Annotated in this window: 10 protein-coding genes and 1 pseudogene; 2 read left to right on the forward strand and 9 right to left on the reverse strand. The window is 41.5% G+C overall.

Going from position 1 to position 12,364, the window contains the following annotated elements; all coding sequences use genetic code 11:
- The first annotated feature begins 173 nt into the window (after nucleotides 1-173).
- Complete coding sequence (locus tag CFPU101_RS00380; protein WP_206813368.1) at nucleotides 174-2,429, forward strand: Calx-beta domain-containing protein; 2,256 nt, start codon at nucleotides 174-176, stop codon at nucleotides 2,427-2,429.
- 157 nt (nucleotides 2,430-2,586) lie between these two features.
- On the opposite strand, the gene CFPU101_RS00385 is transcribed toward CFPU101_RS00380, so the two are convergent.
- The 9 genes and pseudogenes from CFPU101_RS00385 to CFPU101_RS00425 all read right to left on the reverse strand — a co-directional run bounded on the left by CFPU101_RS00385 (nucleotide 2,587) and on the right by CFPU101_RS00425 (nucleotide 9,666).
- A complete protein-coding gene (locus tag CFPU101_RS00385; RefSeq protein WP_206813369.1) occupies nucleotides 2,587-2,928 on the reverse strand; it encodes a ribulose bisphosphate carboxylase small subunit in 342 nt (113 codons plus the stop codon).
- Between the two features lie 35 nt (nucleotides 2,929-2,963).
- Nucleotides 2,964-3,365 carry a chaperonin family protein RbcX gene (locus CFPU101_RS00390; RefSeq protein WP_206813370.1) on the reverse strand — a complete coding sequence of 134 codons (402 nt, stop codon included), beginning with the start codon at nucleotides 3,363-3,365 and terminating at the stop codon, nucleotides 2,964-2,966.
- Nucleotides 3,366-3,497: 132 nt separating this feature from the next.
- Complete coding sequence (locus CFPU101_RS00395; protein WP_206813371.1) at nucleotides 3,498-4,916, reverse strand: form I ribulose bisphosphate carboxylase large subunit; 1,419 nt, start codon at nucleotides 4,914-4,916, stop codon at nucleotides 3,498-3,500.
- Nucleotides 4,917-5,457: 541 nt separating this feature from the next.
- A complete protein-coding gene (locus tag CFPU101_RS00400) occupies nucleotides 5,458-6,096 on the reverse strand; it encodes a carbon dioxide concentrating mechanism protein (RefSeq protein WP_206813372.1) in 639 nt (212 codons plus the stop codon).
- Between the two features lie 65 nt (nucleotides 6,097-6,161).
- Nucleotides 6,162-8,165, reverse strand: a complete 2,004-nt coding sequence (locus CFPU101_RS00405) for a ribulose bisphosphate carboxylase small subunit (protein WP_206813373.1) — start codon at nucleotides 8,163-8,165, stop codon at nucleotides 6,162-6,164.
- A gap of 33 nt (nucleotides 8,166-8,198) precedes the next feature.
- Nucleotides 8,199-8,504 carry a EutN/CcmL family microcompartment protein gene (locus CFPU101_RS00410; protein ID WP_206813374.1) on the reverse strand — a complete coding sequence of 102 codons (306 nt, stop codon included), beginning with the start codon at nucleotides 8,502-8,504 and terminating at the stop codon, nucleotides 8,199-8,201.
- Between the two features lie 18 nt (nucleotides 8,505-8,522).
- Entirely contained in the window at nucleotides 8,523-8,861 is a 339-nt protein-coding gene (locus CFPU101_RS00415; protein ID WP_206813375.1) for a carbon dioxide-concentrating mechanism protein CcmK, read from the reverse strand.
- Nucleotides 8,862-8,992: 131 nt separating this feature from the next.
- Nucleotides 8,993-9,304: a carbon dioxide-concentrating mechanism protein CcmK gene (locus CFPU101_RS00420; protein WP_106455993.1), complete on the reverse strand. Its 312-nt coding sequence runs from the start codon at nucleotides 9,302-9,304 to the stop codon at nucleotides 8,993-8,995.
- A 48-nt stretch (nucleotides 9,305-9,352) separates the two neighbouring features.
- Nucleotides 9,353-9,666 (reverse strand): annotated as a pseudogene (locus CFPU101_RS00425) (carbon dioxide-concentrating mechanism protein CcmK).
- 768 nt (nucleotides 9,667-10,434) lie between these two features.
- On the opposite strand from CFPU101_RS00425, the gene CFPU101_RS00430 reads away from it, so the two are divergent.
- Nucleotides 10,435-12,330: an NAD(P)H-quinone oxidoreductase subunit F gene (locus tag CFPU101_RS00430; RefSeq protein WP_206813376.1), complete on the forward strand. Its 1,896-nt coding sequence runs from the start codon at nucleotides 10,435-10,437 to the stop codon at nucleotides 12,328-12,330.
- Nucleotides 12,331-12,364: the final 34 nt, after the last annotated feature.

The raw sequence follows: 12,364 nt of genomic DNA on the forward strand, positions 1-12,364 counted from the left end.
TGGCTCAACATCGACTTAAATCTATCTCAGTTCTATTTTGGGCGGATATTTCAGATTTAATTCAATTAAATGAAAAAAAATAAACTTTAGATCTACTAAAGGCTCTTTTTAAAGAAAAAAACTGACAATCAATCACCGCAAATTATTATTCAACCCTCAATCTATTTTCTAACATGACTCAATTTACTCTAGTTGTTAATACGACAGCCGATCAAAATGATGGTAGTGCAAGCAATAGTTTATCGCTACGAGACGCGATTATGATCGCAAATAGTGATCCCATTGCTAATGATTATGAAATTGTGTTAACCAGTGGAGCAACCTATCAACTAACAGCGATTAATTTAACAACTGATAGTGATCGAGGTGGCGATTTAGATATTTATGCAAAAGGAGAGGTCACAATTACAACAGATGGGAATCAAGCAGCAACCATTGACGCATCAAGATTAGCAACACGCGATCGAGTAATTGAAGTAGGAATACGCGAAGATTCTGTCACCCTAGCTACAGGTAATTTAAAACTGGACAATATAGTAATCACTGGAGGTTCTGATAACAGTGCTTTTAAAGGAGGAGGAGGTATTTATATTGGTTCGCGCAGTTCAGTATTATTAAATTCTGTAGTTGTTACAGAGAATTTTAGTAGTGATAGCGGGGGAGGACTTGCTAATGTAGGCACTCTACTTTTACTGGCTAGTGTAGTTAAAAATAACAGAGTAAGTGGTGGTAGTTTTGGTATTGGAGGTGGTATTAATAACATTGGAACTCTGACTATACTTGACTCAACGATTGAGAATAATCAGTCTAACAACGGTGGTGGAGGAATCGGTAATTTTGAAGTTGCCACAATTATAAATAGCACTATTCATAACAACAGTAGCCGTGATGGTGGGGGAATTTATAACAATGGCGGTACTCTAGGTTTAACTAACGTTACAGTGAGCAGCAATACATCCACATTTGATTATGGAGGAGGTTTAAATAATAATAATGGTTCGATCGCTACTCTTACTAACAGTACAATTACCAATAATACAGCTACTTCTCAATTCTCTTCTAATGAAACAAGTGGAGGAGGAATCGGTAACTTTAATGCAACACTAAATCTGCGAAATACAATTGTTGCAGGGAATACAGCGGAGCTAGGTGCTGATATTCGTAGTTGGTTTGGTAGTCATATTGTTAATGATGATGGCAGTAATCTCATTGATCAACTTCTTTTTGGCGACGACACAGCCATTGACAACAATATCGATCCTAAACTTGGCCCATTACAGAATAACGGGGGATTAACTCTCACCCATGCCCTTTTAGAGGGTAGTCCAGCTATTAATGCAGGTAATAATGCTAATATCGCGGCTGATAGTTTAGATAGTGATAACGATGGTGATACAACCGAATTAATTCTATACGATCAGCGTGGTAGTGGTTATCCTCGAATTTATGGAAATGCTGTTGATATTGGTGCTGTTGAATTCCAACCCCCACCACCCTCGATTAGTCTTAGTAACGTCGCTACAACAACCGATGATTTAGCCAATTCTAACGCCGTTTTTACAGTAACTTTAAGTTATGCAAGTGGTTCTCCAATTACTGTACAGTATACAACTCAAGATGGTTCAGCGATCGCAGGAAGTGATTATATCCCTACTTCAGGAACTTTAACTTTTAGTCCAGGTCAAACCGCTTTAGCTCTAGCTGTTCCCATTATTACTGACACTGTTTTTGAAGGTGATGAACTTTTTTTCGTAACGCTTTCTAACCCTAGTAATGCAGCAATCTCTAATTTTATTGGGACTGGTATTATTACAAATATTGATCCTGCTGAATATGCTGCCTCCAATCCCGATTTAATCGCTGCTTTTGGTTACAATTTGGATGCTTTGCGTAATCATTATTATAGTAACGGGATTAATGAAGGAAGAAGTACAAACAGTTTTGATGAATACCGTTATATTGCCTCTAATACTGATTTAATTCCTGTTTTCGGTTTAAATACGGCTGCTGCGATTCAACACTATCTTACAAATGGCTATACTGAAGGACGTTCTACTACATCTTTTGATCCTGCGCGTTATTTGGATTCCTATGATGATTTATTAAGTGTGTATGGAACGAATACTGTAGGAGCAACGCAACATTATATTACGAATGGTTATACTGAAGGACGCAATCCAAATTTATTCAATAGCGATCGCTATATTGCCTCACACGGCGATCTGATTCAAGCATTCCATTACAATTTAGAAGCAGGTTCTAACCATTATCTATATTCGGGTAGAAACGAAGGAAGACAAGTAACATTTGATCCCTATTCTTATCTGTCTTTTAACTCTGATGTTGCAAGTGCCTACAATAATGATCCGATTTTAGCTACAAAGCATTATATTGAATCTGGTTACGGTGAGGGTCGTCGCGTGGCTTAATACCAAATCCACCATAAATCACATCCTTAAACTTATGTAGGGATTTGGAGACTCAATCCCCTACTGTTTTTAACAGGGTATAATTTAAGCACCGACAGACAAAAAACAGGAGCAATGATTAAATTACTCCTGCAAAAGTTTAGTTTAGGCTAAAACTTTAGTAACGGCTGTTGTTCGCATTGGGTTTGTGAACAATAAAGCTCATGGTTTGACATTGTTTGATGTTGTCGAAACCAATCACGCGAATGTAAGAATCACCATATTCGTTACGGCACTCACGAACTTCATTTAAAACATCTTGAGGGCTGTTAGCTCTGAATAGGGGGAGTTTCCAAAGTGTCCAGTGGTGATCACTAGGACGAGGATCTTTTTCAAATTCAACCGCAGGAATATAACCTTGCTCTAACATATATTGGATTTGTTTAGCAATTTGCTGATCCGTTAGAGGAGGTAAGTAGGATAGAGTTTCGTAACGCTTTTCTTTATTTAATGTTTTCATGGTCTTGTGAATGTTCCTTTGGGATGAAAAACTAATTAATCAGGTGGAGTTTCGGGTTCTTCAAGACGAGACTCAGGTTGCACTGAAGATGATTCGGTTTGCGTCTGGGTTAAACGTTCTAAAAGATGACGGCGATGCTCGATGTTAGCTTGACTAATTCCAGTCTTGACCATTTCTGGCAGAAACTCTAGAACCTGTTCGGCTAAATGTTCTCTAACTGTCATGATTCGCAAAACTAATTCTTTATTCTCTGACATTAACCCGTCTAAATATGCTTCTCCGTCTTGTATTTTGTTGGTAGAAGAATATTGACTTAGCCAAATGGCTTGAGTGGGGTTAGTTTCGGAGAGTTGTTCAATAATTGTGCGAACGGCTTGATAAGTCAAGTAACTTTGTAAGATTTTCGCTGTATCTTGGGCAACTTTTTTAGGATACATTTTTCAGCTATCAGTTATCAGTAATCGGTTACCAGTGTTTTTTAAACGATATTTTAATGAAGGACTATTTTAATTTCCTATCATGATGTTAACCGTTTACTGCTAACTGTTCACTGATAACTGTTCACTGTTCTAGAGGGTATCCATTGCCTCGAACTCGAACTTGATTTCTTTCCAGAGTTCACAAGCTGCGGCTAATTCAGGTGACCAGCGACAAGCTTCACGAATAACGTCGTTACCTTCACGAGCTAAAGAACGTCCTTCGTTACGAGCTTGAACACAAGCTTCTAGAGCAACACGGTTAGCAGTTGCACCAGGAGCATTACCCCAAGGGTGACCGAGGGTTCCACCACCGAACTGTAAGCAAGAATCATCGCCGAAGATTTCAACTAACGCGGGCATATGCCATACGTGAATACCACCTGATGCTACAGGGAACACACCGGGTAAAGACGCGTAATCTTGGGTAAAGAAGATACCACGTGCGCGATCTTCTTCAACGTAATCTTCACGCATGAGGTCAACAAAACCCATCGTGATACCGCGTTCGCCTTCTAATTTACCGACAACGGTTCCAGAGTGTAAGTGGTCGCCACCCGATAGTCTTAAGCACTTGGCTAAGACGCGGAAGTGAATCCCGTGATTTTTTTGACGATCGATTACAGCGTGCATCGCACGGTGAATGTGAAGCAGTAAACCATTAGCGCGACAGAAATGGGCTAAAGTGGTATTCGCTGTAAAGCCACCTGTTAGGTAGTCGTGCATGATGATCGGGGTTTTGATTTCTTTGGCGAATTCAGCCCGTTCCATCATTTGTTCACAAGTCGGAGCAGTCACGTTGAGGTAGTGACCTTTCATCTCGTTGGTTTCAGCTTGGGATTTTTCGATCGCCTCTTGGACAAAGAGGAAGCGATCGCGCCAACGCATGAAGGGTTGTGAGTTGATGTTTTCGTCGTCTTTGGTGAAGTCTAGACCACCGCGTAAACACTCATAAACGGCACGACCATAGTTTTTAGCCGATAAACCGAGTTTGGGTTTAATGGTACAACCGAGTAAAGGACGACCATATTTATTTAATTTGTCACGCTCAACGGTGATACCGTGAGGGGGGCCTTGGAAGGTTTTGATCAAAGCGACGGGGAAGCGAATATCTTCTAAACGTAGGGCGCGTAGAGCTTTAAACCCAAATACGTTACCGACGATCGAGGTCAGAATGTTAGTAACTGAACCTTCTTCAAATAGATCTATAGGATAAGCAACAAAGCAGAAATACTGATTATCTTCGTTAGCAACGGGTTCGATGTTGTAGCAACGACCTTTGTAACGATCTAAGTCGGTTAGGTTGTCTGTCCAAACGGTTGTCCAAGTTCCTGTTGAAGATTCAGCCGCTACTGCTGCTCCTGCTTCTTCGGGAGGTACACCGGGTTGGGGTGTCACACGAAAACAGGCGAGAAGATCGGTATCTTTGGGGGTGTAGTCGGGGGTGTAATAAGTTAAGCGATAGTCTTTTACACCTGCGTCAAACCCTGTTTTTCCTTTAGCTTGCACCATCTGGCTTTATTCCTCCATAAACTGCATGATTATTTCTCTCTATCAAGTTAAGACCTCTGAAGCTCTCAATCTTCTATAAGGAGAATTCTTTATTTTGTAAGTCCCTTGGCGAGTTGCTGAGGGTAAATATGATTATTTCTTTTTTCGGGTAATCATCTTATCATAAATCTTAAATTATTCTGACCATTTTTTTTACTCTATTTTCTAAAATTTTGATTGCTTTTTTTTCTGAGGCTGATTAAGTTTTCTAATGAACCCTTCATGAGTCTTAACAAAACTTAATACTAACTAAAAAAACACAAGCCTTGACCTTAGAAGCTTTTTAGCATCAAAGTTCTAGGCTATTTTTCTAATAGCAATATTTAAGACTGTCAAAAAATTGACAAGCCAATTTTTTTTAGCTTTTATGCTAAGTGTAATTACTCATCCTCTTTTAATTTTTGCCTCTTACACTTTAAATCAATAATTAGGTTAGAGGGCTCCTTGCTTTGAAAGACAAATTGATCGCTCATTCACTCAAAAATGAACTAAGTATAATGACTTATTCCTTCTTTTTTGGCGATTGATTCTGTTTAGAATTGTTTTGATTTCGTCTTTCTGGAAAAAGAGTAAACAAGAGTTGATTAATATAAACTTGTCCAACGACAGGCCCTTCTGTTACTAAAGTTGTTTCGGTTTTGGCTGTTGACGGCTGATTTTCGACACACACTTCGGCTTCTTCTAAAAATGGATCAGGAAATTCATCTGTTACTGGCGGTTCTGAGCCATTCAGCATTTCTTTTGAAAGTTGATCCTTTTCTTCAATGAGTTCCGCCGTTAGAATAGTCTGACGAGTGCGATCGCCAATTAAAGATCCTGCGGGAATCACCGTCATTGGCTCAACAGAAGTATTTAGAATCGTTGTTGTCGAACCGATACAAGCATTCTGTCCGATTTCACCGTGTCCAATGATTAGCACTCCCGCCCCTAAAATAGCCCCTGATTTGATTTCGAGATCACCTTGATAGGCATTTAGAATCACACCCATACCGATACAGGCACCTTCTTCGACAATAATACGACTTTGGGGGCCTGCTTGCAGAATAGCACCAGGGGCTACTACCGCGCTTTCATGAATGGTGACATCACCACTCACGAAAAAATCTAAGGTACTAATAGTATGAATCGGCGGTAAGTGCATCTTCAGTAAACAGTAAACAGTAAACAGTAAGTCTTCAGTAGTAAATCACTGATGACTGATAACTGTTAGGGGCGTTGGATAATGGTTTCTAAGACGCGGCGTTTCGCTTTAGAATCAATGCCTAACAAGCGGACATATTCGCCTTGATGTTCAGCGACACAGCTTTCGAGTGCGGCAAACACATCCGACTCTCTGTTGCTTTCAACCGGAGTACAACTTTGCCATGAACCCGTCCGAAAACGTCGTTTATCAGCGTGTTCCATACCAATTTTATGACCTTGAGCCAGTAAAGCGCGAACTTGAGCGACAACTTCTGGACTGAGGCGGTTATGACCCGCATAAGTTTTAGTCGTTGTTTTAGCAGGACTGCTGTAGCTAGAGGTTGTTTCAATGGCAGAGCGTGACATGGTTTGCGCTTTCTCATCAGGACGATGAATAATCGCTTCTAGGACACGGCGTTTAGCTTTAGGATCAATACCTAACAAGCGGACATATTCGCCTTGATGTTCAGCAATACAAGCTTCTAAAGCCGAAATAACGTCAGATTCGCGGTTACTTTCGATGGGTGTACAACTTTGCCATGAACTGGTACGGAAACGACGTTTGTCGGCGTGTTCGGTGCCAATTTTATAGCCTTGAGCCAACAGAGCGCGAACTTGACTAATCATGTCTGAAGCGATATTTGCTTTAACCGCAGAACCGCCACGACTGCTACCGTAGGAAGATTGAGCATGAGAAGTACCGTTAGAATCTAGGCTGACTTTTTCGCCTGGTCTTTGTACGATTAGTTCTAAAACGCGGCGTTTTACTTGTGGATCGATGCCAACGACACGAACGTATTCGTCTGAATGCTCGGCAAGTAAAGTTTCTAAGGAACGAATGACAGCGTTTTCGTTTTGTCCCTCGAGGGTGGGACCGGTTTGCCAAGAACTGGTTTTAAAACGGCGTTGGTTGGCAAACTCTGTGCCGATTTTATAACCTTGATTCATTAGCGATCGCAGATGAGAGCGAACATTTGAGTTGACTTGTCCGTTGTTGCTATTGCCGTGATGGGCGGGCGAACTTTTATAATGACCGTTGTTACCTGAAGAAGTGATCTGAGTTGGGTTATCACCAGGGCGTTGAATAATCGTTTCAAGAACGCGGCGTTTTGCTTGTGGATCGATGCCGATTAAACGAACATATTCTCCTTGATTATCTTGAAGAAATGCTTCAATTTCATGGAGAATTTGGTCTTCACGTTGTCCTGTGATTGAGCCACAGCTTAACCAAGAACTGGTTTTAAAACGACGCTGATCTGCGTGTTCTGCTCCTACTTTATAGCCTTGAGAGAGGAGAGAGCGCACTTGATCACGAAGGGATATGGTTGTAGTACTCATAGGTGTTTCTGTATTTTTATAGAGTTCCTCAGTAGATTCTTTTATAGGGGCTGGCTGTTCTCTCACGCTTTTTTGACTAGCCGTGTTTTCAGAACTTTGATAGCCTGCCCGTAATGCTTCTTTTATTTCTACAACATGATTAGCAAAAAGACGATCGCTTTTTTGAATATCGGGTAAGCGATCAGCCTGTTGCTGAGTGGTTATAATTGAGCCAGACGGGACAAATTTACCGCTTGGGATTTCGACATCTTGAATTAGAGCGTGCATCATCACAATACAGCCCTCACCGACACGGGCATTAAAGATCGTCGAACGAAAGCCGATAAAAGAATTATTCCCCACATAGGCGGGGCCGTGAATCAGTGCCATATGGGTGATACAGACTTTGCTCCCGATCCAGACAGAATATTCTTTTCCGTCATCTCCGACGACTCGCCCTTTAGATAGTCCGTGAATCAACACGCCATCTTGAATATTGGTGCTTTCCCCGATGTAAAACGGAGCCCCTTCATCGGCTCGAATCGATGTACCAGGGGCGATTAAAACATTCGGCCCAACTGTAACATTACCAATAAGGTTAGAGAAGGAGTGAACAAAAGCACTTGCATCAATTTGAGGTTCTTCTAAGTTTTTTGACCACGGAGTCGGGGGGGCCGCCGTTGTTTGGGAAAAGACAGTGCGGGCTGCCATATTTGATCCTCCTAACGTTTGACTGACTCCTCTTTAGACACGATTTTCGCCTTTTTTGCTGTATAGCTGACGGTTATCGACTGAAACTGTATCGATAATGCCGACGACCATCGCATCTAAGGGACGGTGATGATACCCGTCATCAATGCGGGCTGCACCGCCTCTAGACACTAACACCCACTCATCAATACCTGCACCAACTGTATCTCCTGCGACTTCGTATTTCGGGAGGAGTTGGCCATCGGCATCAACAAACTGTAATAAAAGGAGTTTCACGCCTGTTAGACTACGAGTTTTATGGGTACTGACTACTGTGCCGCGAACTTTGGCAATTTGCATGAACAATGCCTACACCGATTACATTCTTCTTAGGGGCGGAGGGTTAACACTTTCACGAAACTGTTCTACGGCTTCGGTATAGCGAATGGGTAGCACGTATTCTAGGTTTTCGTGGGGGCGGGCGATGATGTGGGTTGAAAGAACTTCGCCTCCGTTGACTCGTTTAACGTTTTGGGTTCCTGCTGATACAGAGGCTTGTACTTCTGAAACATCACCCCGCACGATGACGGTAACACGACCACTGCCGATTTTTTCGTATCCAACTAAAGTGACGCGGGCGGCTTTCACCATTGCGTCAGCCGCTTCGACGACGGCGGGAAACCCTAGTGTTTCTACCATTCCTACTGCAATTGACATAATTTAACTCCTGGGGGATGTATTGCTGATTGACCAAACAAGTCATCTAAATTGCGGGTTCATAGTTGATTTTCTATAAAAAAGTGATAAACTATTGTTTATAGACTATGAACAAGAGGAAACGATCGTACTTAGTAAGCGCGGAACTGTTCTACTTCTTCGGTATAACGAATGGGTAGCACATATTCTAAGTTTTCGTGGGGACGAGCGATGATGTGGGTTGAAAGAACTTGACCGCCGTTAACTCGGTTGGCTGCTTCAATTCCTGCTGATACAGAGGCTTGTACTTCTGAAACATCACCCCGCACGATGACGGTAACACGACCACTGCCGATTTTTTCGTATCCAACTAAAGTGACGCGGGCGGCTTTCACCATTGCGTCAGCCGCTTCGACGACGGCGGGAAACCCTAGTGTTTCTACCATTCCTACTGCAATTGACATAATAAATAAGGACTCCTATCCTCGGTTGAGTAAATTTTCAAACTTTTGTTAGTAACTACGGAATTGTTCTACTTCTTCGGTGTAGCGAATGGGTAGCACGTATTCTAAGTTGTCGTGAGGACGAGCTTTTGATGTGAGTTGAAAGAACTTGACCACCGTTAACTCGGTTAACCGCTTCAGTTCCAGCCGAGACGGAGGGCTGCACTTCCTTTACGTCTCCACGAACCATAACGGTAATGCGACCGCTTCTGATTTTTTCGTATCCGACTAAAGTGACGCGGGCGGCTTTCACCATCGCGCAACTCCGCTTCGACGACGGCGGGAAACCCTAAAGTTTCGTTCATTCCTACTGCAATTGACATCTTTGCTTTGTCCTCTCTATATCAAGCCAAACTAAAAAATTGAGGGCGTCATTTGATCTTTTGCTATTGCGTCAAATTTTTTCCCTAATTGATTACTCGCTTTCAATTTAAGATTGCTTGACAAGGGAAAATGGATTGACTAGACCATCCCGAATTTTACCGTGATTGGGATCGCTTTAATTTCTTTTTTTGCGATTTAAGCAAGGTAGTAAAATCTTACGGGTGTGGCTAATTTAATTCACCTAAAAATAAGAATAGAGAACCTTGACCTCTTTGACAATATAATTCATGATGATGATTTCTAATTCTATAGTTAATGAAAATTAATCAGTCATGATATTCTAGCTTAACACTAAAGACAAGGCTAGGCTTTGAAAGCGTCGCTTCAAACTGTTTTATAATTTTTTTATACTAATCCCTCAAAACTCAAACATAGTTGACAGAAGTCATTAAGCTAATTTAATGGGATCACGGCAGCATAAGGAATTAGCTTAGGTAAAAAGACTTATCTAAGTTTAAAAGAGACAAGAGTCAGCTTGTCCTAGATAATGCTGATGAGTGTATTTTTGTCAAGCACTAAAACAAAGGATTTAAAATCGATTGAAAAAAGTTGTACAAATAAGAGTGAAAACGGTAAATAATATAAAACAAAATTTACCGCAGAGCGATAGTTCAGTGTCCCAGACTTGGTTATGCTAAGGAAAGGAAATTAGTTACAAAAAATAAATCCCGCGTTCTGACCTCCCGTTCAAGACTATTTTTTAATAAATGAGTAATTTTTTTCTCTTTAACAGTTGGTTTATTCCCTTTTATGGTCTAATTGGGTCAATCTTGACTCTACCTTGGTCATTAGGTATTGTGCGACGAACTGGCCCACGTCCAGCCGCCTATTTAAACTTATTAATGACAGTGCTGGCTTTAATTCATGGTGCGATCGCATTTAGTCACATTTGGCAAGTGCAAACTCAGCAATTAGTCTATCACTGGCTCACCGTAGCCGATTTAGATCTCACTTTAACGATAGAGTTATCTCCTGTTAGTCTCGGCGCATTAGAAGTCATTACGGGTATTAGTTTACTCGCTCAATTCTACGCCCTTGGCTATATGGAAAAAGATTGGTCATTAGCTCGTTTTTTTGGCTTAATTGGCTTTTTTGAGGCAGCATTAAGCGGAATTGCCTTGAGTGACTCGTTATTGTTGAGTTACGGCTTACTGGAAATGCTTACCTTTTCAACTTATCTTCTGGTGGGTTTTTGGTATGCTCAACCGTTAGTCGTAACGGCTGCCCGTGATGCCTTTTTAACCAAACGAGTCGGCGATATCCTATTATTAATGGGTTTGGTTGCCCTATCGAGTTATGGGGCGGGTTTGACTTTTTCTCAACTAGAAACTTGGACAGAGACATCGACTTTACCACCTTTAACCATTACTTTAATCGGTTTATCGTTAATTGCAGGCCCGACGGGTAAATGCGCTCAATTTCCTCTCAACCTGTGGCTAGATGAAGCGATGGAAGGGCCGAACCCAGCGGGAATTATGCGAAACTCGATCGTTGTTTCGGCGGGTGCTTATGTTTTGATTAAACTACAGCCCGTTTTTAGTTTATCTCCCATCGCTTCGAGTACCTTAATTGTTCTAGGAACGGTCACAGCGTTAGGGGCCTCATTAATGGCTTTAGCTCAAATTGATATTAAACGCGCCTTATCTCATTCCACCAGTGTATTCTTAGGCTTAGTCTTTATTGCTGTGGGTTTGGGTCATGTGGATATTGCCATTTTATTATTGTTCTCTCATGCCACTGCTAAAGCTTTACTCTTTATGAGTATTGGTGCAATTATTACATCGACTAGCAACCAAAATATTACGGAAATGGGGGGGTTATGGTCAAAAATGCCCGCTACCACGACCGCTTTTGTTGTTGGCTCGGCTGGTCTCATTACTCTAATACCAATGGGATTATTTTGGACGCTACAACGCTGGTTTAATGGCTCTTGGGCGGTGCCTAGCTGGTTATTGGCGGTTTTGATGTTTGTGAACTTTTTTAATGCTCTAAACCTGACCAGAGTCTTTCGTTTGGTCTTTTTGGGAACCCCTCAGAGCAAAACTCGCCGCACTCCCGAAGTCGCTTGGCCGATGGCGTTTCCGATGGTGACTTTGACTTTAATTAATTTAATCGTTCCAGTAATACCCATTCGTTGGAATTTGTGGCTGTCGAATGTTCCCCCTTTGATGGAACATGATTTAGAGTTTGTACGATGGGGAATACCTTTACTGGTTTTTTCTGGATTTTTGGGCTGTATCATTGGTTCAAAAATGGAACTACGACGTGCTTGGGCTAGATCAACCCAATTATCTCTAAGATTTTTACAAGATTTATTCGCCTACGATTTTTATTTAGATCGAATTTATCAAGTGACGGTGGTTTGGGTTGTTGCTACACTATCTAAAATTACGTCTTGGCTTGATCGTTATGTGATTGATGGGTTAGTAAACTTGGTAAGTCTAGCGGCTATTTTGAGTGGGAATACGCTGAAATACAATGCTACTGGACAATCGCAGTTTTATATCCTCACGATTATGATCGGCGTTAGTTTATTACTATGGTCACTGGTTAATGGTCAATGGTCAACGATGACAAATTATTGGTCATCTTTAATTAATTAATGAAAATGGGTGGGCTAGACTCACCCAATGATTA

It is taken from the genome of Chroococcus sp. FPU101 (assembly GCF_017312365.1).
In the GTDB taxonomy this organism is placed as follows: Bacteria; Cyanobacteriota; Cyanobacteriia; order Cyanobacteriales; family Microcystaceae; genus Chroococcus.

Coding starts and splice junctions, on each gene's coding strand:
- CFPU101_RS00430 (WP_206813376.1), top strand. CDS start 10,435: ATGAGTAATTTTTTTCTCTTTAACAGTTGGTTTATTCCCTTTTATGGT.
- CFPU101_RS00405 (WP_206813373.1), bottom strand. CDS start 8,165: ATGGCAGCCCGCACTGTCTTTTCCCAAACAACGGCGGCCCCCCCGACT.
- CFPU101_RS00385 (WP_206813369.1), bottom strand. CDS start 2,928: ATGAAAACATTAAATAAAGAAAAGCGTTACGAAACTCTATCCTACTTA.
- CFPU101_RS00395 (WP_206813371.1), bottom strand. CDS start 4,916: ATGGTGCAAGCTAAAGGAAAAACAGGGTTTGACGCAGGTGTAAAAGAC.
- CFPU101_RS00380 (WP_206813368.1), top strand. CDS start 174: ATGACTCAATTTACTCTAGTTGTTAATACGACAGCCGATCAAAATGAT.
- CFPU101_RS00415 (WP_206813375.1), bottom strand. CDS start 8,861: ATGTCAATTGCAGTAGGAATGGTAGAAACACTAGGGTTTCCCGCCGTC.
- CFPU101_RS00420 (WP_106455993.1), bottom strand. CDS start 9,304: ATGTCAATTGCAGTAGGAATGGTAGAAACACTAGGGTTTCCCGCCGTC.
- CFPU101_RS00410 (WP_206813374.1), bottom strand. CDS start 8,504: ATGCAAATTGCCAAAGTTCGCGGCACAGTAGTCAGTACCCATAAAACT.
- CFPU101_RS00400 (WP_206813372.1), bottom strand. CDS start 6,096: ATGCACTTACCGCCGATTCATACTATTAGTACCTTAGATTTTTTCGTG.
- CFPU101_RS00390 (WP_206813370.1), bottom strand. CDS start 3,365: ATGTATCCTAAAAAAGTTGCCCAAGATACAGCGAAAATCTTACAAAGT.